Here is a 25,514-nt window from a genome sequence, read left to right as displayed (position 1 = left end):
GACAGGCCCTGCTGGTTGCGGCGCGGTTATCGGTATTCGTCGCTTGCGCGTGTTGTAGGCGCCGCTGATTGTCTTGTTGCTTCTTGCCAAGCCGGACTGGCGGTTGGGTGAAGGCGTTTTGTTCCAGGCCGCAATCCGGATTTGCGGTTTTCGCAAATGGGACGGGATGCTTGGGCTTGGGTATTTTCGAGGGTCTGCTTCGGTGTCTGGGGAGGGGCTGATGTACAGGCCTCAGTGCCAGCGCCGTCGTTTATCACCGCGTTTTTTCGTATGGAATTTGGCGAAAACGGCAGAACTCAACCAGCAATAGTACAGGCAGTTGATGCTTTTGGCAAGCGTTTTGTGGTGGGGGGAGACTCCTCCCCCGTTCCAGGCCTTTAATGGGTCGCCGGGCGAGCCTGGCGCTGGGCCTCGATGATGAGGCCTTCCAGGCGTGGCGACATGTGCAGCGCCACTTGCGCGCTGGTCTGGCCGTCAGGCTGGTTTTCGGTTTCCAGGGCGAGTTCGATACGCTCGTTGTCGAAGGCTTCGGGGGCGGCCTGAATGTCCACGTAGCGGGCCAGCAAGGCATCGACCGCCTTTTGCGCATCGGCCAGCGCTTCGTTGGATAGCTGTCCCGGGCTCAGGTACTGGTTGACCACCCGCGCCAGGTCGTTCATGAAGAACAGCAGGGCGGCCGCGCCGCGGCAATCGGGATGGGCAAAGCCCCAGGTATCGGAGGTGGCGTTTTGAGTCATGTCTTGGGGCTGGGCCTGTATTGCGGGGCCGTGATGGCCGAAAACGCCATTTTATGGGATCGGACGCCGGGCCCACATCAGGCATACTGCCATGCCTATGATCAGACTCGCACGACCTACAGACCTGGCCAGCCTGGCCGATATCGAACGCTCCGCCGCGCGGCGCTTCCTGGGCACGCATATGGCGTGGGCCGCCGGCGACGATACGGCGCCGCAGGCCGAGCTGGCGCAGGCGCAGGCGGCCGGCCTGCTGTGGATCGCGGAAGGCGAGGGCCAGTGCGCGGGCTTTGCGCTGACGCGGCCCATGGACGGCGATCTCTACCTGGCCGAAATGGCGGTAGCGTTGCCGTGGCAGGGGCGCGGCCTGGGGCGGGCGCTCCTGGCCGCCGTATGCACGCATGCCCGCAGTGCCGGTCGCTACCGGTTCGTGCTGCTGACCACCGACCGCGAACTGCCTTGGAACAGGCCGTTTTACCTGCGGCAAGGTTTCGTCGATATCGCGGCAGGGGAGCTCCCGCCCGGGTTGCGCGAGCGCTTGAGCCATGAGGCGGCCATGGGTTTTGACCCCGCGCGCCGTTGCGCCATGGCGTATCCCCTGGAGCCATGATGCGGGCGGCGCACCCTGTGTCAACACGCTTCGATAGCAACAAAATCCGCTCGCCGGCAGCGTCGGAAAGCGCCTTCGGGATAATCTGCCGGAGGGCGGCCGCCCAGTTCGCGGGCGGCGCCGGTTTTGCGAACCCGCATGCAAGGAGGATGCGCATGGCATTGCTGCGAGCTTGCCTGCTGGGCCTGGCGATGGCGTCGATGCTGTTTCTGTCGGCCTGCGTCAACAAAGAGCCCCAGGAGCGGGCCGCGTTCATCCAGCTGCTGCAAAGCCGGATGAACAGCGCGTCGCTGCTGCCCATAGGCGTCCTGAGCGAGCAGGAAAAGGAGGCCGTCGGCGGCTATGCCGATGCCTACGAGGTCATCGCCGATTTTCAGGAAATCCTGACGCAGGCGGCGGCGTCCATGCGTGACGCGTCGGAAGTCGAGACCCTGCGTTCGGTGGCCGAGATCGTGGAGCGGCGGGACCGCCTCGAAACCGCGCGCAAGACGCTGGCCGAGCAGGCTGCCGAGGTCCAGCGGGCTCAGGCCAGGGCGGACAAGGCGCGTGCGGCGCTGACGCTGCCGGCCGATCTGGCGCCCGTCTACGACGGTGTCTATGACGAGGCAGTGACGGCGCCCGCGGCCGAGGTGCTGGATGCCGCGGCCGCCATGGACGCGGTGGCGCGCGATGCGCTGGGCGTGGCGGATTTCGTGGCCGCCCATGCGCAGGACATCCTGCTGGCGGATGGGCAGGCGCGCGTCGCCACGCCCACGCTGCAGCAGGAGTTGAACCTGCGCCTGCAGGGGTTGAACGCGCAGTCGGAGGTTCTGGAGCATGCGCGCGCCGCATTGCGTCAGGCCGCCGGACAGCCGCAGGACGCCCGCTGAACGGCGCTTTGTACAATGCGGGTCTCGCGGCGCAAGCCGAGCCTGGGACGTAATATGAGCCAATCTTCCAGCGTGCACTACAGAACCTTTCTGCTCCTGCTGGTGGTGGTCACCATCGCATTCGGCTGGTTGTTGTGGCCGTTCTACGGCGCTGTTTTCTGGGGCGCCGTCCTTGCCATCATCTTTGCGCCGCTGCAGCGCCGGCTGGTGGCGCGCATCGGCGGACGGCGCAACCTGGCCGCGCTGATCACTTTGCTGCTGGTGCTGTTGCTGGTGATCCTGCCGCTCATCGTCATCAGCGGATCGCTGGTGCGCGAAGGCGCGAACCTCTATCAGAGCGTCAAGTCCGGGCAGATCAACTTCGGCGACTATTTCCAGCAGGCCATGGCGGCGCTGCCGCCGTCGGTGCATGATCTGCTGGCGCGCTTCGACCTGGCCGACATACCGAGCCTGCAGGAAAAGCTCAGCGCGGGCGCCATGCAGGCCAGCCAGTTCCTGGCGACGCAGGCCTTGAACATCGGGCAGGACACGTTCCAGTTCGTGATCAGCTTCGGCATCATGCTGTACCTGCTGTTCTTCCTGTTGCGCGACGGCCCGCAGCTATCGGCGCGGCTCAAGCGCGCCATGCCGCTGAGCGACACGCACAAGCAGCATCTGCTGCGCAAGTTCACCACCGTGGTGCGCGCCACCGTCAAGGGCAACGTCGCGGTGGCCGCGGCGCAGGGCGCGCTGGGCGGCATCATCTTCTCGATCCTGTCTATCCAGGGCGCGCTGCTGTGGGGCGTGATCATGGGTTTTCTGTCCTTGCTGCCCGCGATCGGCGCGGGGTTGATCTGGGCGCCGGTCGCGATCTACTTCCTGTTGACCGGCGCCACGATCAAGGGCGTCGTGCTGATCGCTTTCGGCGTGCTGGTCATCGGCATGGTGGACAACGTGCTGCGCCCCATTCTGGTCGGCAAGGACACCAAGATGCCGGACTATGTGGTGCTGATCTCCACGCTGGGGGGCATGGCTTTGTTCGGCCTGAACGGCTTCGTGATCGGCCCGCTGATCGCCGCGCTGTTCATGGCCAGCTGGGACTTGTTTGCGCCGCCGGTGGAGGGATACGCGGACGCCGCCGCAGACAAGCCGAGTGCCCGAAAGTAGGCGCGGCGGATCGGCCGTCAGTCCGTCCCAAGACGGGTGTATGGTGTAGCAGGCCGGCTTCCATCGGGGCCGGCCTGTCGTATCAACCTCGACTATTCGGGAGCGCGTCGGATATGGAATGGAAACTGCATCGATCGGGCTGGATCGAAGAACGCAACTTCGACATCGAATTCGCCGAGACGCCCGACGGCTATCACGCCCGGGTGCGGGTCTTCGGATTCCCGGTGCTGGAAGACACCAAGCATGTGTTTCCCAATGAGGCGCTGGCCGAAAAAGGGGCGCTGACGCTGCTCAAGACCCAGTTCACCGGCACCCCGGACCTGGAAGACCAGTAGACGAACCAGGCGCCGCGTCTCCGGAATAAATTGGGGACGCGCCCTTTAAGCCACATCCGTCTCGACGCGGCGAGGGGATTCCCATGGCGCGGATTGTGCGATTGCGAACTTCTGCAATAATTTCTGGCGTTCGTTCGTCCTCTGCTCGTGGGCCGGGCGGAGCGTATCGGGAGGCGCATGGGTCCAGAGGTGTGGTTTCGGTCGGCAGGGCGACGATTGCGGACGTCGCAAGGCGAGGTTCCCGTGGCTGACGGCGAGAGCCTGGCCGTCGCGCGGGCGCGTCGGCCGCGCCGTTATTCCATGCGCACGGGCCTGCTCACGCTTGTGTTCGCCTGTATTACGCCCGCGCTGGTCATGGCGTCCGTGGCGGTCTACGAAAGCTACGTCATCCAGAAAGAGCGGATCTTCCGCGACACGATATTCCTGGCGCGCAATCTCACCGCGATTCTCGACCGCGAACTCACCGGCGTCGAGGCTGGCTTGCAGATGCTGGCGTCGTCGCCGGATCTCGTCGCCGGCGACCTGGCCGGTTTTCATAGGCGGGCGCGCGAGTCCGTGCGTTTCCAGATCATCGACAGCTATGTCCTGACCGACAAGGATGGCCGTCAATTGATCAACACGTCCGTTCCGTTCGGCAACGCCTTGCCGCCGACGGGTGCCTCCGCCGAGCTGGCCCACGTTTTCCAGACACGGACTGCGGTGTTGACGGGGCTGTTCACCAGCAGGGTCAATCAAGCTCCGCTGATTGCGCTGGGCGTGCCGGTGCTGCGCAACGGCGAGGTCGCCTACAGCCTGAACGTCGGCATCTTGCCTGAGCGCATCGGCAATCTGCTGGGCAGGCGCGCCTTGCCGGACGGCTGGGTGGCCGCCGTGCTGGACGACAGCGGCACGATACTGGCGCGCACGCGCGACACCTCGAAATTCGTGGGCCAGAAGGCCGTTCCCGAACTGGCGCGGGCGGTGCAGCAGGAAAGCGAGGGCTCGCTGGAAACCATTACCAAGGAAGGCACGCCGGTCTACACCGCCTTCAGCCGCTCGTCGTTATCTGGCTGGACGGTCGCCGCCGGCGCGCCGATGAGCCTGCTGACCACGGACCTCTACCGCTCCATCGCCTGGATCGCCCTGGGCACCTTGCTGGCCTTCGGGCTGGGCTTGCTGCTGGCCTTGCGGCTGGCCCAGCGCCTGACCTCGTCCGTGCAGAGCCTGGTCGCGCCGGCGCTGGCGCTGGGCAAAGGGCATGCGGTGATGGTGCCGGGCACGCGCGTCAAGGAGGTTGCGGAAGTGGGCGGCGCCCTGGTGCAGGCCTCGCGCATGCTGACGCATGCCCAGCACCTGGCGCACTACGATCCGCTGACCGGGCTGTGCAACCGCGTGCTGTTCAACGAATTGGTGCTGCGCGAGGTGGCGGTGGCGCAGCGCAGCGGCGAATCCTTCGCCATCCTGGCGATCGATCTGGACGGCTTCAAGGCGGTCAACGACCTGCATGGCCATGCGGCCGGCGATGCGGTGCTGCAGGAAGCGGCGGAGCGCATGGCCGATGCGATCCGCGTGTCCGACGTGGCGGCGCGGCTTGGAGGCGACGAATTCGCGGTGTTGCTGCTGGGCGCGGACAAGGAAAACGCCGGGCATGTCGCGCAGGCGCTGGTCGAAAACCTGTCCCTGCCGTATCCCGACGTCAGTGTCGCCGTATCCGCCAGCGTGGGCATAGCCGTGTATCCGCAATCCGGCGTCACCGTGCGCGAATTGCTGGAGCGCGCGGACAGAGCGCTCTACAAGGCCAAGGGCCAGGGCAAGCGGCGGGTGGAGGCTGATCAGTAGCTCCGCCAGCCTCAGAGGTCGGAGAGCGGCGGCGCCAGGGCAGTCAGGACTTCGCCCGATTTCAGCCTGTACCGGTTCCGGTCCAGCGGCAACACCAGCTCCCCCTCGGTGGTGCGGTGTATGTAGCGGGCCGCGTCAGGCCGGGCCGCGTTAGGCCGGGCCGCGTCAGCCTGCAACGCAGCCGCTCCCGGCTCTTCCGCCCGCAAGAACACCTCAATCCGGTAGAGCCGGCCCGATTCCGTGCTGGCCAGCACGTCGCTCAATCTGCGTGTGGATATGGTCATGCGACGCTTGCTCCTTCTTCTGCATTGTTCTGGCGGTCATTCCGGGCTGGGGAGGCCGGCTCCGCCGTAAGGCGGGGGCCGCCCGCGGAGCGTTTGGGTTTTCGCTAAACTGCCCGGCTTGACGCCCCAAGACGGGCAATCGGAATCGGTAATGCAACTCTCCCTGAGCCGGAACACGGCGACTTCACTGGGCTTGCTGGCGGTGCTGCTGTGGGGCACCGTGGTTGGCCTGATCCGCAGTGTCAGCGAAAGCTTCGGGCCGGTCGGCGGCGCCGCGCTCATTTACACGGCGGGTTCGGCGTTCCTGGTGCTGCTGCTGGGCTTTCCGAAGCTGCGGACCTTTCCGCGTTCCTATCTCATCATCGGCAGCCTGCTGTTCGTTGCCTACGAGATCTGCCTGTCGCTTTCCCTGGGATTCGCTGCCAACCGTGGCCAGGCGATCGAGCTGGGCATCGTCAACTATCTCTGGCCTTGCTTTACCGTGATTCTGGCCATGCTCATCAATGGCCAGCGCGCCAACGCGTGGGTGGTGCCCGGCATACTGCTGTCGCTTGCCGGCATCGTCTGGGTCCTGGGCGGATCCGGCGGGCTTTCCTGGGAGCGCACCCTCGCCAACGTGTCCAGCAATCCCCTCAGTTATGGGCTGGCCTTCAGCGGCGCCGTGATCTGGGCCGTCTATTGCAACGTCACGACGCGATTCGCCGATGGCAAGAATGGCGTTGCCTTGTTCTTCATGCTGACCGCGCTTGCCCTGTGGATCAAGTACCTGTCGGGCGCCGAGCCTGCGCTGGCCTTCTCCTGGCCCGCCACGCTGGAGCTGCTGGTGACCGGCGGCGCCATGGCGGCGGGCTACGCGCTGTGGAACGTAGGGATACTCAAAGGCAACCTGACCTTGCTGGCCACGGCGTCCTACTTCACGCCGGTGTTTTCGACGTTCTTTGCTGCCGTGTGGCTGTCGACCCGTCTGAACGCATCATTCTGGCAGGGCGTGGCCATGGTGACCGCCGGGTCGCTGCTGTGCTGGGCCGCAACGCGCGGCAAAGCCGCCCGGGGCGCGTAGCCCCAGGCGCATGCGTTGCAATGATGGAATTATTCGATCAGCACGGTCTGCGCGACCGCGTATCCGAGCGGAATCAACAAGAGTGAAGCGAACAAGGAACTGGTGATCGCCGCCGAGATTCTCAGCCAGGGTGCGGACCCTGCGCTTTGAACCGTTTGAATCACCAACGCGACGATACCCACAACCATCAAACAGCTGATAACCACTGCTACATAAGTCATGTTGTCTCCGTCCTCGCCTGATTAAAGGGATGCGGCTGCCGCTGAGCGGTCTAGATGTTTGTATTGATTGTGCGCCTGTATTGGCGCAACAGGCCCTAGGGTTTTCCTGACGCGACGCGCGGTTTGTGGCGTTTTTGCTGCGGGGTCTGCAGCATGAATTCATGTGCGGTCGCAGCATTCATGGCTGTGTCGCCAGCACCGGGGTTGCGCCGGCGCGTCTTGCGCTACGATGGCGGCGTCGAGTCACGTTAAAGGCCGTCCCATGCCGCAACTGCGCCCAGGCACGCGCGCCACGTTGCAAGTCAGGCAACTGATGCCGGGAGAATTCGCCTGGATCATCACCTTGTTCGATCCCGAAACCGGCAATGTGCGCAGCACCAATTATTCGCCCAGGCGTTATGCCAGCCAGGACGAAGCCTCCGCCGCGGGCAAGGCTGCTGTCGTCGAATTTCTTGGCGGCGGCGGCCAGAAAGCCGCCGAACCGGCCAGGGACGGCAAGAGCAAATCCTGACCCTGCTGGCTGCGCATGCATGAAAGCCCTCGCGAAGAGGGCTTTTTTCGTTCAGGGGCCACAAGCCGGGAATGCGGTTTGCTGATGGGGCTGGGCGGCGCGCCAGGCGCCGCTTCAGGAGAACGCCATGTCCCAATCCATGCATCGCGAACCCGGTGGGGGCGACCCGCCCGCGCCCGACGATCCCGCCTTTCCCAATAATCCGCCGCCGGACGACCCGCCGCTCGATCCGACGCGGCCACGCAGCGATCCCGACGTCATCGATCCCGTGCAGCCGCCGCCGAATCCGCGCGCGCCCGGCACCATCGACCTGGCCTGAGCGTTGCGAGCAACGCGCAGGACATCATCCAAGGAGGCTTTATGCGTTCCATCTTGCTTTGGCTATTGGGCGTGCCCATTCCCATCATCATCCTGCTGGCGCTTTTCTGGCATTGACCCGCGAGGCTTTCCGCCGCGGCAGCGCGTATCCGCGCCGCCGCGATGAACCGTGAACAAGGAACAGATCCATGGAAAACGCAACTTCATTGAGCCAGCCCTATCCCGGCGGCGTGCCGCCGAGGGAATCTGCCATCTCCGCCGTCTCCTGGGCCGCGGTGATCGCGGGGGCGGTCATCGCCGCGGCCCTTTCGCTGGCGTTGTTCGCTGGCGGCACCGGGCTGGGCTTTCTTTCGGTTTCGCCCTGGAGCGGCGAGGGCGCGACCGCGCCCGCGATAGGCATCGGCCTCATCGTGTGGATGTTGGCCACGCAGATCGTCGCCTATGGCATCGGCGGCTACGTCGCGGGGCGGCTGCGCACCAAATGGGTCGACGTGCACTCGGACGAGGTTTACTTCCGCGACACGGCGCACGGCTTTCTGGTGTGGGCGTTGAGCGCGGTCGTAAGCGCGGTGTTGCTGGGCGCTTCCATCGCGGCCTTGGCTTCAGGCGTGGCGAAGGCGGGCGCTTCTGTCGCGGCAGGGGCCGGCACGGCTGCGACGGCCGCGGCAGCCGCCGCGGGCGGCAGTGACGGAATGGCGCAGATGCAGGGCTACTTCTCGGACGCCTTGCTGCGCTCGGAGCGGCCCGATGCCGGCGCCGACCGTAACGGCGCGAGAGTGGAGGTGGGCCGCATCATGGCGATGAGCGCGGCGCGCGGCTCGATGACGGGCGAGGACCGCGACTATGTCGTGAAGGTCGTGGCGGCGCAGACCGGCATGGAGCCGGCGGCGGCGCAGCGCCGCGTCGAGCAGGCCGTGCAGAACATGAAGCAGGCCGCCGACGACGCCCGGCAAAAGGCCAAGGAGGCCGCAGACCAGGCGCGCAAGGCCGCGGCCGCGTTCGCGCTGTGGGGCTTCGCCTCGATGCTGATCGGCGCCTTCGTGGCCAGTCTGGCGGCGACCTGGGGCGGCCGGCGGCGCGACGCGGTGCGGCTGCCTTGACTGGAAGGCAGGCGCCGGGCTGCTCCCGTCAGGCAGCGGCCCGCGCCGGATCCGGACGCTTCTCGCCGAAGATGAACACGTGCGCGTAGCTGTCGTTCATGGCATGACGCGCCTGCGTGACTCCCGGGATGGCCGGCGTCATGGGGGCAAACAGATCCCGCCATGCGATGTCCACCTCGAAGGGGGCGTGTTCGGGCGTATCGTTGTAGCCCAGGATCAAAAGCCCGCCAGGCTTGAGCACGCGATGGCATTGCTCCATCAGGCGTTCGAAATCGGCTCGCTCGTTGAGGCCCCAGCCGATCAAGCCATTGGCCACCACGACGTCGAACGAGGCTTCGGGGTAGAACGCCGACATGTTGGTTGCGCTTCCGATGGTGTGCCTGCCGGCTGGGCCGTAGACGGCTTGTTCGGGATCCATGTCCAGCGAATGGAAATCCATCTTCAGCAAGCGAGGGTAGTGCCAGGTGTATTCATGCATGCCGACGAACAGGCACTGCATGGGGCTGCTGGCCTGGGCAGCCGATTGGTTCAGGTAGCCGAATATCTGCTGTTCCAGGAAACTGCGATTCGGCGCCTTCAGCCGGAAATCAAAACCGCAACGTGCGGCCAGTTCTGGCGACCAAAGGAATAGCTTCTTTTTTGCTCTACGGATAAGTCGGCGCAAGGGAATTTGATCGCTCCTGAGGGCTGCTCGGGGTGGCGGCCGCGCGATGGCAAGTGAGGCTGTATGGTCCCCATGCCGGCGGCGATACCGCGTCGTGAGACAGGCTTCCTGCGACTAGAGTTCCGATGCGAAAACAAAAAGGGCGCCCACTTGTGTGGGCGCCCTTTGAATTCCTGGTGGCGCATCCCTGATTCGAACAGGGGACCTGCGGATTATGATTCCGTCGCTCTAACCGGCTGAGCTAATGCGCCATTTCGATCAACCTCTGGGTTTGCGTCACATCTGTGTCGCAATCAGTGATCAACGAAGAACGAAATTCTAGCACGAAATTTTTGACGCGTGCAAGCGATCCTCGGTCAAATTTCAAAGAAAGGCTTCAGGCGTCCCGCGCCAGCCGGATGCCAGAGAACTGCCAGCGGGCCTCGGGCGGGAAAAAATTGCGGTAGCTGGGGCGGATGTGGTCCCTGGGCGTGGCGCAGGAGCCGCCCCGCAAGACGTACTGGTTGCACATGAATTTGCCGTTGTATTCGCCCACCGCGCCGCTGTCGGGCTTGAAGCCGGGGTAGGCATCGTAGGCGCTGGAGGTCCATTCCCAGGCATCGCCGAACAGTTGCACGGGGCCGCCCGTGCCGCTGCGCGCGGGCGCCGGTCGCGTGTCCAGGTGGCCGTTCTCCAGCATGTTGGCGCGCCCGGCCAGCGCGCCTTCGGGCTGTTGGCGGGCGGCATGTTCCCATTCGGCTTCGCGCGGCAGCCGCACGCGCGCCCAGCGGGCGTAGGCGTCGGCCTCGAAATAGCTGACGTGCGTGACCGGCGCCTGCAGTTCGAGTTCCTGCATGCCGCGCAGCGTGAAGATGCGCCAATCGTCGCGCTGTCCTTCCCAGTAGAGCGGCGCGCGCCAGCCTTCGGCGCAGGCTATGTCCCAGCCCAGCGACAGCCAGAGTTCGGGCCGCTTGTAGCCGCCGTCCCGAATGAAGGCCAGGTATTCGTGCTGGGTCACCAACCGGTCGGCCAGGTGGAACGGGGCCAGCAGCACGTCATGGGCTGGCCCCTCGTTGTCGAAACCGAAGCCATTGCCGTCATGGCCGATGCGGGTGATGCCGCCGCCATAGCGGGTCCAGCCGGCCGGTGTGGAAGGTGGCAGCGCGGGTGGGCCAGGCGCGACGTAGGCGGGCTTGAGCGGATTGGCCGACAGCATGTGCTTCAGGTCGGTCAGGATCAGCTCCTGGTGTTGTTGTTCGTGATTCAGGCCCAGCTCGAGCAAAGCGTCGAAGGCGGGGTCGTTGCCGCCCAGGCGCGAGATCAGCTCGTGCATCGCGCCGTCCACATGCCGGCGGTAGTGCTGCACTTCCGCCAGCGCGGGACGCGACAGCAGGCCGCGGCGCGGACGCGGATGCTTGGCGCCGACGGCGTTGTAGTAGGAGTTGAACAGCATGCGGTACTGCGGATGGAACACCGCATAGGACGGGTGAAAGCGCGTCAGCAGAAAGGTCTCGAAGAACCAGGTGGTGTGGGCCAGATGCCATTTGACCGGGCTGCAGTCCGGCATGGATTGCACCTGGCAATCCTCGGGACTCAGCGGGGCGGCCAGGGCCGTGCTGGTGGAGCGCACCGCGTCGTAGCGGTCGTGCTGGCCCGCCTGGCCGGCAGCGTAAGGTCCGGTGGCAGGGTGAGTCAGCAGGCACGCAGGTTCCATGGCGATCCTCCAGTGGCGTTGAGGGCAGGCCCGCTTTACGCGCGGGCGCTGAAAATCGAGAACCAGCCGCGGGAATCCGACCAGTGCGCGACGTCGCGGTAGCCGGCGCTTTGCAGCAGGTCGGCGAAGGCTTGGGGAGTGAACTTGTAGGAGTTTTCAGTGTGGATGCGTTCGCCGGCGCTGAACGCGCGCGCGCCGCCCGGCCACGCCACGCGCACCGCGCGCAGCGCTTCCAGATGCATTTCGATGCGCGAGTCGGCGCTGTTGAACAGCGCCACGTGGCGCCAGTCGTCCACGTCGAAATCGGCGTCCAGCACGCTGTTCACGTGCCGCAGCAGGTTCAGGTTGAAGGCGGCGGTCAGGTGCAGCGCGTCGTCGTAGGCGGGCTCCAGTACTTGTTTGGGCTTGACGCGGTCCACCCCGACCAGCAAGCCGCCGCCCGCGCATTGCTCGCGGATGCGCCGCAGCATGGCGTGCGCGTCCGCGGGGCTGAGATTGCCGATGCTGGAACCGGGATAGAAGAACAGCCGCTGTTCGGCCGGAATGCTGGCGGGCAGGGCCAACGCGTGCGTGAAGTCCTGGCCGATGGCGGTGATCTGCAGGTCGGGGTAGGACAGCTGCAGGCGGCGCACCGCGGCTTGCAGGTAGTCGGCCGAAATGTCGATAGGCACGTAATGGCGCGGGCGCAGGCTGGGGAACAGGCGTTCGGCCTTGACGCAATCCCCCGCGCCCAGGTCGATCATGGAGAGCACCGGTCCCACGTGGCGCGCAATGTCGGCGCCGTGGCGCTGGAAGATCTCCGACTCGCAGCGCGTCGGGTAATACTCCGGGAGCTGCGTGATCGCGGTAAAGAGCGCCGAGCCCAGCGCGTCATAGAGGAACTTGGGATCGATGTGCGCGTGGCGCGCCAGCAAGCCTTCGTGCAGTTCAAGCTGCTCGGTGCTGGGAGGCTGCGGCGCTTGCGCGATGAATTTCGGCGCGGCGGGGGCAAACAGTGCGGAAGGCGAAACCATGCGTCCTGTTCCTTTTCTGTCGCCGGGACGGCCCGCCGCAGGTGCGCCCAGGATGGGGCGGCGGGCGGTCGGGAGGCGCGGCGTTGGGAGGCTCAGACCAGGCGGTTCTGGCGCATTGCAAAAGTCTATTGTGGCGGTCAGGGCGGGGCCGGTGTCAAGCGCCAAGCCGCTGAATGCAATGGATTTTTACGAATTTGAAAGACGGCATGCAAGCTCCGGCGCCGGCCCGAGGGCGCGCGCTGCCGATACCTTTGCTTGCGTTGAAATATCGGTTTACGGCTGGTTGCCAAAGCTCTGGCGGCGGCGGCCGTTGATGGTCACAATGGGATTCTTCAATGCGCGGCGCGCTTCGGGTACCGAGCGTGCTGCATTGCGTCAGGCGGCCCGACTCCGCGAGGCCCAACAACTAGAAAGGAGCGACCATGAACCGAAAGCACCAACGCGCCGAAATGGCCCTGCACCGTGAGCGCGTCAGCGACAGCTTCCACGAGCTGCTCGCCGGCACGGAAGACCTGTTGCGCTCGACGGCGTCGTATACGGGGTCCGAGATCGAATCGGCGCGCGCGCGCCTGAGGCGCCAATTGGCCGACGCGCGCGAGTCCGCCGGCGATTGGGAGGGCGCGGCGCGGGAACGCGCGCGCCGCGCAACCGCCTATGCTGACGAGTACGTGCATGAACATGCCTGGAAGTCGGTGGGCGTGGCGGCGCTGGTGGGCGCCTTGCTAGGCTGCCTCCTGGCCTCGGGCGGCCGCCGCTAAGCCCTGACGCCATGAAGCCGTCCGGGGCTGCGCGCCGGTCGGGACTGCGGCGGGATTGGCGGGCGTGGATGGCCCGCGCACACCGGTTGCTGCTGCCGCTGGCGTGTGCGGTCTGGCTTGCGGCCTGCGCCAGTGTTCCTGATTCGCAGGAGCGCCGCGCGCGCGCATCGCAGGCCAGCCTGTCTTCCGACGCGGCCTCGGACAGCTATCGCCGCGGGCAGGGCATCGCCGCGGACCCGCGGACTCCCAAGGGCGACTTTCTCGCGCGTCACCTTGCCGTCGAGCGAGCAGTCAGCGGCGTGCCCCTGGTTGCCGGCAACCGTGTCCGGCTGCTGGCGGACGGCCCCAGCACCTACCGCGCCATGCTGCATTCCATCGCGCAGGCTCGCCGGTACGTGCACATGGAAACCTATATCTTCGATGACGATGCCGAAGGTTCGCGCTTTGCCGAAGCTCTGATCGCGGCGCGCAATCGCGGCGCCGAAGTGTCCTTGATGGTCGACGCGGTCGGCACGATCAAGACGCCCGATGCCTTGTTCCAGCGCCTGCGCGATGCGGGCGTACAGGTGGCGATCTTCAATCCGGTCAACCCGGCGAGCGGCCGCGCGGGCTGGTCGCCGAACCAGCGCAACCATCGCAAGGTGCTGGTCGTGGACGGCAAGGTCGGCTACCTGGGCGGCATCAACGTCAGCAGCGTCTACGAGTCTTCCCCGAGCTCGGGATCGGGTAGCGGAGGCAGTGCAGGCAAGGCGGACGCGCCAGCGGCCGCCGACGCCCGGGTGGCGCCCTGGCGCGACACGCATCTGCGCATCGAAGGGCCTGCCGTGGCCCAACTGGAGCAGGTCATCCGCGCGGGTTGGGAATCCCAGTCCGAGGAGCCGATCAAGGGGGGCGATTCGCAGGTGGCGCCGCCCCTGGGTGCAACGACGGTGCGGATACTGGCCAATCAGCCGGACCGCAGCGATGGCTACACCGTCTACCTGACGCTGATGTCGGCGTTTGAAAGCGCACAGGAATACATCCATATCACCATGGCGTACTTCGTGCCGGATCCCGCCTTCATCGAAGTCCTGACGGACGCGGCCCGGCGTGGCGTCGACGTGGCGCTGGTGCTGCCCGGCTTCAGCGACTCGTCGCTAGTGTTCCACGCGGGACGTTCGCACTATACGGACCTGCTCAAGGCCGGCGTGAAAATCTACGAGCGGCGCGATGCGCTCTTGCATGCCAAGACCGCGGTGGTGGACGGCGTGTGGTCCACGGTGGGGTCCAGCAACCTGGATTGGCGCAGCTTTGCGCTGAACTACGAAATCAATGCCGTGGTGCTGGGGCCTGAATTCGCGGCCGAAATGGAGGCGCTGTTCCAGCGCGACGTCGCCGATTCGGTGCGGATCACGCCCGAGGCCTGGCAAGCCAGGGGCGTGGGTGACCGTTCGATGGAGTTCTTCTCGCGCATGTTCGAGCGCTGGCTGTAGCGCCCGGCGGCAGCCGGATCAGACTTGCGCGGCGGCCGGCGCGGCATGGGCGGCATGCTCTTGCGCCAATGCGGTGGTGATGTCGTGGGTCGGCTGGAACGAACTGGCCTGGGCCATGGCCCAGCCCGCGCGGAATACCTGATGGCGGAATTCGCCGCGCAGCAGTTCGCCCGGCGCGAGTTCCGGGAACAGCGCCGACAGCAGCCGGATTTCACTGGAGGAGATGCGGCGTGCGATATGGTGCGGGCGCAGTTGGCCGGGGTGGGTCAGGCCGGCCGCGGCCAGCAGTTCCGCCAGCGCATGCAGCGTGTTGCGGTGGAAGTTGGCGACGCGCTGCGCCTTGTCCGGCACCACCAGCGCGCGCTGGCGCAGCGGGTCCTGCGTGGTGACGCCGGTGGGGCATTTGCCGGTGTGGCAGGCTTGCGCCTGGATGCAGCCGATGGCGAACATGAAGCCGCGCGCGGCGTTGCACCAGTCCGCGCCCATGGCCATGACGCGGGCCATGTCGAAAGCGGTGATGATCTTGCCGGATGCGCCCAGCTTGATGCGGTCGCGCAGGTTCACGCCGATCAGCGTGTTGTGGACCAGGCGCAGCGCTTCGCGCAGCGGCGTGCCGACGTGGTCGACGAACTCCACGGGCGCGGCGCCGGTGCCGCCTTCGGCCCCGTCCACCACGATGAAATCCGGCGTGATGCCGGTTTCCAGCATGGCCTTGACGATGGCGAACCACTCCCACGGGTGGCCCACGCAGAACTTGAAGCCCACTGGCTTGCCGCCGGACAGTTCGCGCAGGCGCGCCACGAATTTCATCAGGCCGATGGGCGTATCGAAGGCGGAATGGGTGGCCGGCGAATTGCAGTCCTGCCAGGCCACGACGCCGCGCGCTTCGGCGATCTCCGGCGTCACCTTGCCGGCAGGCAGGATGCCGCCATGGCCGGGTTTGGCGCCCTGCGACAGCTTGATCTCGATCATCTTGACCTGCGGCGTACAGGCATTCTTGACGAAAGCCTCTTCGGAGAACGCGCCGTGTTCGTCGCGGCAACCGAAGTAGCCCGAGCCGATGTTCCAGACCAGGCTGCCGCCCGGTTGGCGGTGGTAGCGGCTGATGCCGCCTTCACCGGTGTCGTGCGCGAAGTCGCCCTGGCGCGCGCCTTCGTTCAGGGCCAGGATGGCATTGGCCGACAAGGCGCCAAAGCTCATGGCCGACACGTTGAACGCGGACATGGAGTAGGGCTGCTTGCACTCGGGGCCACCCACCGTGACGCGGAAGTCGGTGTCGGGGATTTGCGAGGGCGACATGGAATGGTTGATCCATTCGTAGCGGTCGCCGTAGACGTCTTCCTGGGTGCCGAAGGGACGCTTGTCGATCTCGCGCTTGGCGCGCTGGTAGACGATGGAGCGCTGCGCGCGCGAGAACGGCGCGGCCTGCGTGTCGTCTTCCAGGAAGTATTGGCGGATCTCGGGCCGGATGAATTCGAACAGGAAGCGCAGATTGCCCAGGACCGGATAGTTGCGGCGGATGGCGTGGCGCGTTTGCGCCAGGTCATAGACGCCCAGCGCGGCCAGCAGTGTCAGCGGCACGGCCAGCCAAAGCCACCCGGGCGAGCTGGTCGCGGCCAGGGCGGCGGTAACCGCGGCGCCGATCAGGGTCAGTAAAAAAGCCGTGTAGCGGCCGAAAATCCAGCTCATGTCCATCTCCGTATTTCGGGATGGAGCAACCATACACCAGGAGCTGTCCCGCCGTGCCAGCGGACAGCCCTGGAATACTGTTTCTCAGCAGCTGGACGCCGCCGGGGTCTTTTCGACGGCGAGGCCGAAGGCGGGGCGCAGGCGCACGCCCAGGGCGCTGCCGGCGAAGGCGGCCGGCAGCCACAGCCAGGCATGCAGGCTGCCCGACAGGATGCCGCTGAAGTAGGCGCCGATATTGCAGCCGAAGGCCAGGCGCGAACCATAGCCCAGCAGCAGGCCGCCGATGACGGCGCCGGCCAGCGAGCGGGCCGGCACCTTCCAGATGGGCGCGAACTTGCCGGCGGCGCTGGCCGCGGCCAGCGCGCCCAGCATCAGGCCGATGTCCATGACGGTGGTGACGTCCTGGCGCAGCGGCGCGGCCAGCGAGGGCTGCTTGGCCCAGTAGGCCCAGGTGGCCACGTCGCCGCCCAAGGCGTCGAGGGTCTTGGCGCCCCACAGCGCGAAGGCGGACGTGATGCCCCAGGGGCGGCCAGCCAGCGCCAGCGTGGCGAAGTTCAGCACGACCAGCGCCACGCCGCCCCAGATCAGCGGCCAGGGGCCTTGCAGCAGGGAGGCAGGGCGCGCGGTGCGCGAGGCGAACGAGATCACATGGCCGTGGCGGCGCTTCTCCAGCGCCGTGGCCGCCCACGCGATCAGCGCGAACACGGCCAGGTTGATGGCCAGCGCGGGCGCCAGGCCCCAGGTCTTGATCAGCGAGGTCGGCGCCAGCGCCGGCAGGCTCGACCACCAGCCGAAGTTGGCGGTCGCAATGACCGAGCCGATGATGAAGAACAGCAGCGTGACCACCATGCGGGTGTTGCCGCCGCCGACCGCGAACAGCGTACCCGAGGCGCAGCCGCCGCCCAGCTGCATGCCGATGCCGAACAGGAAGGCGCCCAGCAGGACAGAGACTCCCGGGGGCGACACGAAGCCGCTGACGGGTTGGCCAAACAGCGTGCCGGCCGCCAGGAAGGGGAAGAACAGCAGCACGCCCGCGGCCAGCATCAGCATCTGCGCGCGCAGCCCCGCGCCGCGGCGGTCGGACACGAACACGCGCCAGGCCTGCGTGAAGCCGAAGGAGGCGTGGTACAGGGTCACGCCCAGCAGGGCGCCGACGATCCACAGCGCGCCCTGGCGCCAGCTGACGGTCTCATGCAGGTACAGGGCGCCCGCCAGCACCAGCAGCAGGGCGATCCAGAGCGGCTTGCGGTTGATCTGGATGGGCGGCAGGGCCGAGGAAGGCAGGGGGAGAGTCGAGGCGTTGGTGCTCATGGGCGAGTCCCGGAACTTGATACGTAAGAAAGCAAAACGGGCGCGCGCAGGCACCCGTGTGATGGTTGGAAGTCTAAAGCGGTGGACGGCTGGATCAAAACACCAATTAATGCCTTTTATATAACCAAAAGCTATATAGAAGTTTACTGCAGGCGCCAAGCCAGCGCGGCCAGCGTCAGCAGCAGCACCGGCAAGGTCAGCACGATGCCGACCTTGAAGTAGTAGCCCCAGGTGATGCGCAGGCCCTTGCGCGCCAGCACGTGCAGCCACAGCAGCGTGGCCAGGCTGCCGATAGGCGTGATCTTGGGACCCAGATCGCTGCCGATGATGTTGGCGTAGATCATTGCGTCCTTCACGGCTCCCGTGGCGCTGGTGTCCGCGATCGACAGCGCGCCCACCAGCACGGTAGGCAGGTTGTTCATGATGGACGACAGGAAGGCGGTGATGAGGCCCGTGCCCATCGCCGCGCCCCAGACGCCGTATTCCGCGCAGCGGTCCAGCACTTGCGCCAGGTGCGCAGTCAGGCCGGCGTTGCGCAGGCCATACACCACCAGGTACATGCCCAGCGAGAACACCACGATGTGCCAGGGCGCCTCGCGCATGATGCGGCGCGTGCCGACGATGTGCTGCCGTCCCGCGATCAGCAGCAGGCCCAGCGCGCCGACGGCGGCGATGGCGCTGACCGGGATGCCCATGGGTTCCAGGATGAAAAAGCCCGCCAGCAGCAGGGTCAGCACGACCCAGCCGGCGCGGAAGGTGGTCAGGTCGCGGATGGCGGACGCGGGCGCGGGCAACTGGCTCACGTCGTAGCGCGGCGGAATGCTGCGGTGGAAAAACAGCAGCAGCACCCCCAGCGTGGACGCCACGGCCATCAGGTTCACCGGCAGCATTACCGACGCGTACTCGCCGAAGCCGATATTGAAGAAGTCGGCCGACACGATGTTGACCAGGTTGGATACGATCAGCGCGATGCTGCCCGTGTCCGCGATGAAGCCCGCGGCCATCACGAAGGCCAGCGATGCGCCGGGACCGTAGCCCAGCGCCACCAGCATTTCCATGACGATGGGCGTAAGGATCAGCGCCGCGCCGTCGTTGGCGAACAGGGCGGACACGGCGGCGCCCAGCAGCACGATCAATACGAACAGCAGCCGGCCGCGGCCGCCGCCCCAGCGCGCCACGTGCAGCGCGGACCATTCGAAAAAGCCGGCCTCGTCCAGGATCAGGCTGGTGACGATGATGGCGATGAAGGTGGCGGTCGCGTTCCAGACAATGCGCCAGACATCCGCGATGTCGGCCAGATGGACCACGCCCGTGGCCAGGGCAAGCGCCGCGCCCAGCACGGCGCTCCAGCCGATCGACAGGCCCCTGGGCTGCCAGATGACCAGCGTGATGGTGAGTACGAAGATGGCGACGGCGAGCAACATGATGAAGAGCAATCAGGAGATCGGGTGTGCGCTGATCCAGGCGACCAGCAGGCTGACGGTCAGCACCGATGCGACGGTGGAAACCAGGATGGCGCGCGAGGTCACGCGGGCGTCGCGGCCGTACATCTGGGCCAGCATGAAAGGGCCGGTGCCGATGGGCAGCGCGCTCATCAGCACGGCGGTCCAGGCCCACACTGGCGGCATGGCGAAGACGTAGAACGCCAGCACTGCCGTGACGGCGGGCTGCAGCAGCAGCTTGCCGGCGACCAGGCGCATGACGCCGGGTCCCGAGCTGGACGTCTCCGTCTGCGCCAGGAACAGGCCGATCGTGACCAGGGCGCAGGGACTGGCGGACGCGCCCAGCAAGGCTACGTAGCGGTCCACGCCCTCCGGCAGCGCGAGGCCGGTGAAAGCCCAGGCCAGGCCCAGCAGCGGCGCCGCCAGCAGCGGATTGCGCAGCAGAGCGCGGCCGACCTTGAGGAGGGTCAAGGACAGGTTGGGCGTCTGCTGGCGGTCGAACTCGATCAAGGCGATGGCGAAGCCGAACAGCACGCTGGCGGTGAGCAGGGTAGTGAATGTGGCGGGCGCCATGCTGTCAGGGCCCAACAGCGCCAGGCACAGCGGAATGCCCATGTAGCCCGCGTTGGCATAGGACGCGGCCAGGCCCTGGATGCCACGGTCGGTCAGCGCGCGCTGCGTGCGGCGCGCGCCGAGAAACGAGGCCAGGAACGTGACGGCGATGCCACCCGCGAAGGCGCCCACGAAACCCCAGTGCGCCATGTGCGTCAGGTCCACCTGCGTCATGGCGCGGAACAGCAGCGCGGGCAGCGACAAATAGACGACATAGCGGTTCAGCGCGTCGGTGGCGCCGGCGCCCAGGATGCGCCAACGGGCGGCTAGCCAGCCGGTCAGGATCAGCGCGAAGACCGGCAGGGCGGAGGTAACGACGGCGTTCATGGGCAGGGATCTGGTGGGGCGCTCATTCTACTTGGCGGCGGTGCGCGCCGTGCGCGTCACCAGCAGGATGCCGAGTGCCGCCAGCGCCATGCCCGGCCAGGCCAGCGCGGGAATGGCTTCGCCCAGGATGATCAGCGCAATGATGGCGGTGCAAGGCGGCACCAGGAAGAACAGCGCCGACACGCGCGAGGCCTCGCCGTAGCGGATCATGGTCAGCAGCAAGGTGATCGCCACCAGCGAATTGCCCACGACCAGGTAAGCCAGCGAACCCAGCAGGGGCCCGGTCCATTCGATGTGCATCGGCTCCAGCCAGAACGCCAGCGGCGCGGTGGCGATCAGGCCGACCGCGTACTGCACCATGTTCGAGGTGACGGGATGCGTCTGCACGCCAAAGCGCTTTTCATACAGCGTGCCGCCGGTGATGCAGAGCAGGGCGCTGATGGCGAACGCCAGGCCCAGCGGCGAGAGCACGTCGATCGAGGCCTTGGCGATGATCACGAGCGCCGCGCCAGATACCCCCAGCCCCAAGCCTGCCCAACGGCGGGCATCGACCTTCTCGTGCGCAATCACCGGCGCCAGCAGGCCGATCAGGATGGGTTGCAGCGACGTGATCAGCGCCAGGGCGCCGGCCGACATCCCCTGTTTGAGCGAAAGGTAGGTAAAGCAGAAGTAGCCTGCCTGCAACAGCAGCCCGACCATCGCCAGGTGGCCCCAGGCACTGGCGCCGCGCGGCAGCGGCGGGCGCAGGAACAGCATGAAGGGCGCAAGTATCAACACCACGCAGGCGTAGCGCAGCGCCAGGAACGTCATGGGGTCGGCATAGGCCAGGCCCACTTTGAGCACGACGAAACCGCTGGACCAGAGAAGCAGGAAGAGCGCGGGCGCGGCTTTCAACCAGGCGGGGGGAGCGGCAGGCGGCATGTGGGGGAACATGGACGACGTGGGCAAGCCGCGATCGTACCCCCTTTTGGCCATTGTTCATCCCTGCCAAAATGGGGTTTAGGATTCTTTTATTCATTTGCTGCACGCGAGGGATGGACATGTCGACCAACAAACAAGCAACGGTGCGTATCGCCCTGGGAACCTGGGACCGTTTGCGCGACGACGCGTATTCGGTGCGCCACGAAGTGTTCGTCGTCGAACAGAAAGTGCCGCCCGAGGTCGAGCTGGACGACGATGACGCCGTGTCGGTGCACGCCGTGGCATACGGCCCGGACGGCACGCCGATGGGCACGGGCCGGCTTCTGCCCGATGGCCATATCGGCCGCATGGCGGTCCACAAGAAGGCCCGTGGCATGGGCGTCGGCAGTCAGTTGCTGGACGCGCTGATCGAACAGGGGCATGGCGACGGCCATCGCATGCTGGTGCTGCACGCGCAGACGCACGCGGCGGGCTTCTACCAAGCCCATGGCTTCAATGTGGAAGGCGAGGAATTCGTCGAGGCCGGTATTCCGCACGTGGTCATGACCCGCGTACTGAAGTAAGGCGGGCCGCCCGGCTCAAAGCGTCTGCCTGTGAGCCGGGCCGGGCAATCAAACAGGCTGGATAAAGAAAAGGGCCGGACAAAGAAAAACCCCGGACGCTTACGCGTTCGGGGTTTTTTTGGCGCATCACGCAGGTACCTCGTGATGTAATAATTGGTGCCCAGGAGAGGACTCGAACCTCCACACCTTGCGGCACATGGACCTGAACCATGCGCGTCTACCAATTCCGCCACCTGGGCGCTGATGCTTTACTTGTCGCTTCGCTTTCGCGTTGTTTCTTGTTCAGCAGCAGAGGAATGAGATTATGCACACTTTTTTTGAAGTGTGCAAGTCGTGTGGCTTTTTTTTCATATTTTTTTGCTGCCGGGCCGCTTTCGAACTTTCGATATAGTGTCGCCCCATGTCCCGTACCCTCTGCACGCGTTGCCTGCGTCCTCTATCGCACTGCCTGTGCGCGCTGATTCCCTCGCTTTCCTGCCGCACCCAAGTGGTGGTGCTGCAGCATCCGAGCGAGGCGCGCCACGCCTTGAACACCGCGAGGCTGGCTGTGCTGGGCCTGGATGGCGCGCGCCGCGTCGTCGGCGAATATTTTTCGGAAGACGATTGGGCGTTGCCGGGCTATCTGCCGCGCCTGCTGTTTCCGGGCGAAGGCGCTGAGGTACTGGCGCCGGGCTATGGGCAGGAGCTTGGCGCGCCGATCAGATTGATCGTGCCCGACGGCACCTGGGGGCATGCGCGCAAGCTGCTGCATATCAATCCCGGGCTTGCCGCCTTGCCGCGCGTGATGCTGCCTGCGGGACTTTCCACGCGCTACCGGGTTCGCCACGCCGACGTGCCAGGTGCGCTGTCGACGATAGAGGCTGTGACGTATGCCTTGAATGCGCTTGAGGCGCCGATGAATTTCGATGCGTTGTTAAAGCCTTTCGAGGCCTTGATCGACGGTCAGATCGACGGCATGGGCGCCGACCTGTATGCGCGGCATCATTTGAATCGCAAGGTGCAGTGGCGTTGAAGCGACGAGGGTAGGGCGATGCAAAGCAAAAGCCCCGGAAATCTTGCGATTTCCGGGGCTTTTTAGCTTTTGCCATCAAGACCGGCTTGCATGGTCTTGATTGAAATTCCGTGGTGCCCAGGAGAGGACTCGAACCTCCACACCTTGCGGCACATGGACCTGAACCATGCGCGTCTACCAATTCCGCCACCTGGGCACTGAGAGATACTGTCAGAAGTATGTGATACGCTGCCGCTCTAGTTGCATCGCTTCAGTTAAAACACATTAACTAAAACATGCGTCCAAAGTGCAGTTGGTTCTACAATAAGGTTTTTAAGCAACTTGCTTTTCAAACCCCGGCTGGGTTTTAAACTTCCCGGCCCTTCTGACCATTTTCTGCTTCAGTGTTCAGCCTTGGGCGAACCACAGAAGCTGCGCATTATATACGGAAATTTTAGCTTTGGCAAAACGATCGAATAACGAATCGAATAACAACAGATCAACACCCTTGCCCGAAGCGCCGCCGGACTTCGATCCTGATGTCCCGTCCCGTGAAGCCATCCTGAAAGCGCTGCGCGCCGCAGGCTCGCCGCTGTCTCCGGTGGAACTGGCCGAACGCATGGGCGTCGAGCGCGCCGCGACGATGGTGGGATTTGAGCGCCGCCTGGGCGCCATGGAGCGCGACGGCCAATTGATGCCCAACCGCAAGGGCGTGTTGCTGCTGGCCACCAAACTGGACTTCGTTGCCGGCAAGGTGCTGGGGCATCGCGACGGCTTCGGCTTCCTGCTGCGTGATGACGGCGGCCCGGACCTGTTCCTGTCGCCGCGCGAAATGCTCAAGGTGCTGCATGGCGACCGCGTACTGGTCAAGCCCACTGGCGAATACCGCGGCAAGCCGGAAGGCACCATCGTCGAAGTCATTGAGCGCCGTACCAACAAGCTGGTGGGGCGCTTCCTGCACGAGCATGGCCTGTCCATCGTCGTGCCCGAGGACCAGCGCATCAAGCATGACATCCTGATTCCGCCCAGCGACACCAACGGCGCCCAGCATGGGCAGGTGGTCGCGGTTGAAATCATGGAGCAGCCCACGCGCCATACGCAGCCGCTGGGCCGTGTGGCCGAGGTGCTGGGTGAGATCGACGATCCCGGCATGGAGATCGAGATCGCGGTGCGCAAGTTCGACGTGCCGGTCGATTTCTCCGAGGCCGCGCTCAAGCAGGCCGCCCGCCTGCCGGACGTGGTCAGGAAGACCGATCTCAAGGACCGCGTCGACCTGCGCGACGTGCCGCTCATCACCATCGACGGCGAGGACGCGCGCGACTTCGACGACGCGGTGTACTGTGAACCCGTGGAGCTGGGTACGGGTCAGCGCAAGCGTCCGGGCTGGCGCCTGCTGGTGGCCATCGCCGACGTCAGCCACTATGTGCGTCCGGGTGACGCCCTGGACGACGACGCGATCGAACGCGGCACCAGCGTGTACTTCCCGCGCCGGGTCATCCCGATGCTGCCGGAGTCCCTGTCCAACGGCTTGTGTTCGCTGAACCCGGACGTCGACCGCCTGGTGCTGGTTTGCGACATGGTCATTCCGGCCAGCGGCGCCAAGGCCGGCACCGTCACCGCCTACCAGTTCTATAACGCGGTCATGCACTCGCATGCGCGCACCACCTATACGAACATCTGGGCCGCCCTGCAGCAGCCCGGCGGTCCGGCCGCGCACGCCATGCGCAGCGTCATGCCCCAGGTCCAGCACCTGTACGAACTCTTTCAACTGCTGGCGCAAGGGCGCAAGAAGCGCGGCGCCATCGACTTCGACACAGTCGAAACCAAGATCGTCTGCAACGAGCTCGGCCGCATCGAACAGATCGTGCCGTCGGTGCGCAACGATGCCCACAAGCTGATTGAAGAGTGCATGCTGGCCGCCAATACCTGCGCGGCCGACTTCATGGCCCGCAGCAAGCATCCCGGCCTGTACCGCATCCACGAAGGCCCCACGCCCGAGCGCCTGCAATCGCTGCGCGAGTTCCTGCGCACCATGGGCCTGTCGCTGGGCGGCGGCGAGACGCCCACGGCCAAGGATTACGGCGATTTCCTGGATTCGGTGCGCGGACGCCCCGACTACCAGCTATTGCAGACGATGTGCCTGCGCTCCATGCAGCAGGCGGTCTACAGCCCCGACAACATGGGCCACTTCGGCCTGTCCTATCCCGGCTACAGCCACTTCACCTCGCCCATCCGCCGCTATCCCGACCTGCTGACGCATCGTGTCATCAAGGCGTTGCTGGCTGGTCAGCGCTACGTGCCCAGCCTGGAAGACCAGCCCGTGGTGATCGGCCGCACGCAGCGCGAGCACGAACATGCCATCTGGGAGAAGATGGGCCTGGTGCTGTCTGCCAGCGAGCGCCGCGCCGACGAGGCGTCGCGCGACGTCGAGGCCTGGCTCAAGTGCTGGTTCGTCAAGGAACGCGTGGGCGAGGACTTCAGCGGCACCGTTACCGGCGTCGCCAGCTTCGGCATCTTCGTCACGCTGGATACCCTGCACGTCGAAGGGCTGGTGCATGTTTCCGAGCTGGGCGGCGAGTACTTCCAGTTCAACGACGCCCTGCACGAGTTGCGCGGCGAGCGTACCGGCATGCGTTACCGCCTGACCGACAAGGTGCAGGTGCAGGTGTCGCGCGTGGACCTCGAAGCCCGCCGCATCGAGTTCCGCCTGGTGCAGGGCACCAGCTTCGACGCCTTGCGCAAGGCCTCGGCCCGCAGTCCGGACGAGTCTTCCCGCCGCGTCAAGAAGGCAGCGTCGCCCAAGCCCGCCGCCCTGAAGGGCCAAACCGCCAAGGAGCGGCGCGCCGAGGCCAAGAAGGCCAGCAAGCCGCCGCGGGCGCCCAAGGCATCCAAGCGCGCCGCGCCGGCCAAGAAGGCCGCGCACAAGCGCCACTGACACTTCCTTATGGCGCGGCCGTCGTAGGGCGGCCGCGCCATAAGGGGTAACATTGCATCTATGGCCGGCTTGGTCCGGTGGCCCGCCCCGCTCTGGGGCGGGTATTCGTTTATCTAA

25 protein-coding genes and 3 tRNA genes are annotated in these 25,514 nt (G+C 65.8%); 14 read left to right on the top strand and 14 right to left on the bottom strand.

The window, feature by feature from the left end:
* Positions 1–377: 377 nt before the first annotated feature.
* The gene (locus tag NGK62_RS01260) at positions 378–737 is read right to left on the bottom strand and encodes a hypothetical protein (protein WP_251877170.1); all 360 of its coding nucleotides are present in this window, start codon (positions 735–737) and stop codon (positions 378–380) included.
* Positions 738–828: 91 nt separating this feature from the next.
* Here NGK62_RS01260 and NGK62_RS01255 point away from each other — a divergent pair, with 91 nt between their 5' ends.
* From NGK62_RS01255 to NGK62_RS01235, 5 genes are all read left to right on the top strand, one after another.
* Positions 829–1,344, top strand: a complete 516-nt coding sequence (locus tag NGK62_RS01255; protein ID WP_251877168.1) for a GNAT family N-acetyltransferase — start codon at positions 829–831, stop codon at positions 1,342–1,344.
* A 155-nt stretch (positions 1,345–1,499) separates the two neighbouring features.
* Complete coding sequence (locus tag NGK62_RS01250; RefSeq protein ID WP_251877166.1) at positions 1,500–2,213, top strand: DUF3053 family protein; 714 nt, start codon at positions 1,500–1,502, stop codon at positions 2,211–2,213.
* Between the two features lie 54 nt (positions 2,214–2,267).
* Positions 2,268–3,359, top strand: a complete 1,092-nt coding sequence (locus NGK62_RS01245; RefSeq protein WP_059378542.1) for an AI-2E family transporter — start codon at positions 2,268–2,270, stop codon at positions 3,357–3,359.
* 113 nt (positions 3,360–3,472) lie between these two features.
* The gene (locus tag NGK62_RS01240) at positions 3,473–3,694 is read left to right on the top strand and encodes a hypothetical protein (protein WP_118932210.1); all 222 of its coding nucleotides are present in this window, start codon (positions 3,473–3,475) and stop codon (positions 3,692–3,694) included.
* 243 nt (positions 3,695–3,937) lie between these two features.
* Positions 3,938–5,512, top strand: a complete 1,575-nt coding sequence (locus NGK62_RS01235) for a GGDEF domain-containing protein (protein WP_059378540.1) — start codon at positions 3,938–3,940, stop codon at positions 5,510–5,512.
* Between the two features lie 11 nt (positions 5,513–5,523).
* Here NGK62_RS01235 and NGK62_RS01230 read toward each other — a convergent pair whose 3' ends face one another.
* Positions 5,524–5,796 carry a 6-phosphofructokinase gene (locus tag NGK62_RS01230; protein WP_251877164.1) on the bottom strand — a complete coding sequence of 91 codons (273 nt, stop codon included), beginning with the start codon at positions 5,794–5,796 and terminating at the stop codon, positions 5,524–5,526.
* A gap of 151 nt (positions 5,797–5,947) precedes the next feature.
* Between NGK62_RS01230 and yddG the strand changes: the two genes are divergently transcribed.
* Positions 5,948–6,856, top strand: coding sequence for an aromatic amino acid DMT transporter YddG (gene yddG, locus NGK62_RS01225; protein ID WP_280014723.1), 909 nt, complete (start codon positions 5,948–5,950; stop codon positions 6,854–6,856).
* A gap of 29 nt (positions 6,857–6,885) precedes the next feature.
* Here the strand turns inward: yddG and NGK62_RS01220 are convergent, their stop codons facing one another.
* Complete coding sequence (locus NGK62_RS01220; protein WP_251877162.1) at positions 6,886–7,077, bottom strand: hypothetical protein; 192 nt, start codon at positions 7,075–7,077, stop codon at positions 6,886–6,888.
* A 262-nt stretch (positions 7,078–7,339) separates the two neighbouring features.
* Between NGK62_RS01220 and NGK62_RS01215 the strand changes: the two genes are divergently transcribed.
* From NGK62_RS01215 to NGK62_RS01205, 3 genes are all read left to right on the top strand, one after another.
* Positions 7,340–7,588, top strand: a complete 249-nt coding sequence (locus NGK62_RS01215) for a hypothetical protein (protein ID WP_059378534.1) — start codon at positions 7,340–7,342, stop codon at positions 7,586–7,588.
* A 127-nt stretch (positions 7,589–7,715) separates the two neighbouring features.
* Positions 7,716–7,907 carry a hypothetical protein gene (locus NGK62_RS01210; RefSeq protein ID WP_118932212.1) on the top strand — a complete coding sequence of 64 codons (192 nt, stop codon included), beginning with the start codon at positions 7,716–7,718 and terminating at the stop codon, positions 7,905–7,907.
* A 187-nt stretch (positions 7,908–8,094) separates the two neighbouring features.
* A complete protein-coding gene (locus NGK62_RS01205) occupies positions 8,095–9,006 on the top strand; it encodes a hypothetical protein (RefSeq protein WP_251877160.1) in 912 nt (303 codons plus the stop codon).
* A 28-nt stretch (positions 9,007–9,034) separates the two neighbouring features.
* Here the strand turns inward: NGK62_RS01205 and NGK62_RS01200 are convergent, their stop codons facing one another.
* From NGK62_RS01200 to egtD, 4 genes are all read right to left on the bottom strand, one after another.
* Positions 9,035–9,505 (bottom strand): class I SAM-dependent methyltransferase, encoded by a 471-nt coding sequence (locus NGK62_RS01200; RefSeq protein ID WP_251877158.1) that lies wholly within the window; start codon positions 9,503–9,505, stop codon positions 9,035–9,037.
* A gap of 339 nt (positions 9,506–9,844) precedes the next feature.
* Positions 9,845–9,921, bottom strand: a tRNA-Met gene (locus tag NGK62_RS01195).
* 125 nt (positions 9,922–10,046) lie between these two features.
* The gene (egtB, locus tag NGK62_RS01190; RefSeq protein WP_251877156.1) at positions 10,047–11,363 is read right to left on the bottom strand and encodes an ergothioneine biosynthesis protein EgtB; all 1,317 of its coding nucleotides are present in this window, start codon (positions 11,361–11,363) and stop codon (positions 10,047–10,049) included.
* A 35-nt stretch (positions 11,364–11,398) separates the two neighbouring features.
* Positions 11,399–12,376 (bottom strand): L-histidine N(alpha)-methyltransferase, encoded by a 978-nt coding sequence (gene egtD, locus NGK62_RS01185; protein ID WP_251877154.1) that lies wholly within the window; start codon positions 12,374–12,376, stop codon positions 11,399–11,401.
* Positions 12,377–12,798: 422 nt separating this feature from the next.
* Between egtD and NGK62_RS01180 the strand changes: the two genes are divergently transcribed.
* Both NGK62_RS01180 and NGK62_RS01175 read left to right on the top strand, forming a co-directional pair.
* Positions 12,799–13,134 (top strand): ElaB/YgaM/YqjD family protein, encoded by a 336-nt coding sequence (locus tag NGK62_RS01180; RefSeq protein ID WP_059378525.1) that lies wholly within the window; start codon positions 12,799–12,801, stop codon positions 13,132–13,134.
* 68 nt (positions 13,135–13,202) lie between these two features.
* Positions 13,203–14,606, top strand: coding sequence for a phospholipase D-like domain-containing protein (locus NGK62_RS01175; protein ID WP_251877152.1), 1,404 nt, complete (start codon positions 13,203–13,205; stop codon positions 14,604–14,606).
* 18 nt (positions 14,607–14,624) lie between these two features.
* Here the strand turns inward: NGK62_RS01175 and NGK62_RS01170 are convergent, their stop codons facing one another.
* The 5 genes from NGK62_RS01170 to NGK62_RS01150 form a co-directional block, all read right to left on the bottom strand.
* Positions 14,625–16,295, bottom strand: coding sequence for an FMN-binding glutamate synthase family protein (locus tag NGK62_RS01170; protein WP_118932218.1), 1,671 nt, complete (start codon positions 16,293–16,295; stop codon positions 14,625–14,627).
* A gap of 84 nt (positions 16,296–16,379) precedes the next feature.
* Positions 16,380–17,606 carry a YeeE/YedE family protein gene (locus NGK62_RS01165; RefSeq protein ID WP_059378521.1) on the bottom strand — a complete coding sequence of 409 codons (1,227 nt, stop codon included), beginning with the start codon at positions 17,604–17,606 and terminating at the stop codon, positions 16,380–16,382.
* A 143-nt stretch (positions 17,607–17,749) separates the two neighbouring features.
* Positions 17,750–19,030: an arsenic transporter gene (locus tag NGK62_RS01160; RefSeq protein ID WP_251877150.1), complete on the bottom strand. Its 1,281-nt coding sequence runs from the start codon at positions 19,028–19,030 to the stop codon at positions 17,750–17,752.
* A gap of 12 nt (positions 19,031–19,042) precedes the next feature.
* Positions 19,043–19,987, bottom strand: a complete 945-nt coding sequence (locus tag NGK62_RS01155; RefSeq protein WP_251877148.1) for an AEC family transporter — start codon at positions 19,985–19,987, stop codon at positions 19,043–19,045.
* Between the two features lie 27 nt (positions 19,988–20,014).
* Positions 20,015–20,908, bottom strand: coding sequence for a DMT family transporter (locus NGK62_RS01150; RefSeq protein ID WP_251879506.1), 894 nt, complete (start codon positions 20,906–20,908; stop codon positions 20,015–20,017).
* A gap of 113 nt (positions 20,909–21,021) precedes the next feature.
* On the opposite strand from NGK62_RS01150, the gene NGK62_RS01145 reads away from it, so the two are divergent.
* Positions 21,022–21,471, top strand: coding sequence for a GNAT family N-acetyltransferase (locus NGK62_RS01145; RefSeq protein WP_373428999.1), 450 nt, complete (start codon positions 21,022–21,024; stop codon positions 21,469–21,471).
* A gap of 154 nt (positions 21,472–21,625) precedes the next feature.
* Here NGK62_RS01145 and NGK62_RS01140 read toward each other — a convergent pair.
* A tRNA-Leu gene (locus NGK62_RS01140) sits at positions 21,626–21,710 on the bottom strand.
* Positions 21,711–21,871: 161 nt separating this feature from the next.
* On the opposite strand from NGK62_RS01140, the gene NGK62_RS01135 reads away from it, so the two are divergent.
* The gene (locus NGK62_RS01135) at positions 21,872–22,483 is read left to right on the top strand and encodes a tRNA-uridine aminocarboxypropyltransferase (RefSeq protein WP_251877146.1); all 612 of its coding nucleotides are present in this window, start codon (positions 21,872–21,874) and stop codon (positions 22,481–22,483) included.
* Positions 22,484–22,594: 111 nt separating this feature from the next.
* On the opposite strand, the gene NGK62_RS01130 is transcribed toward NGK62_RS01135, so the two are convergent.
* A tRNA-Leu gene (locus tag NGK62_RS01130) sits at positions 22,595–22,679 on the bottom strand.
* A gap of 243 nt (positions 22,680–22,922) precedes the next feature.
* On the opposite strand from NGK62_RS01130, the gene rnr reads away from it, so the two are divergent.
* Positions 22,923–25,397 carry a ribonuclease R gene (gene rnr / locus NGK62_RS01125; RefSeq protein WP_059378517.1) on the top strand — a complete coding sequence of 825 codons (2,475 nt, stop codon included), beginning with the start codon at positions 22,923–22,925 and terminating at the stop codon, positions 25,395–25,397.
* Positions 25,398–25,514 lie beyond the last annotated feature (117 nt).

The sequence above is a fragment of the Achromobacter sp. Marseille-Q4954 genome (genome assembly GCF_943737025.1).
Classification (GTDB): Bacteria; Pseudomonadota; Gammaproteobacteria; order Burkholderiales; family Burkholderiaceae_B; genus Achromobacter; species Achromobacter bronchisepticus_A.
Note: the sequence above shows the minus strand (reverse complement) of the source record. Positions and strands in the feature narration are given on the sequence as shown.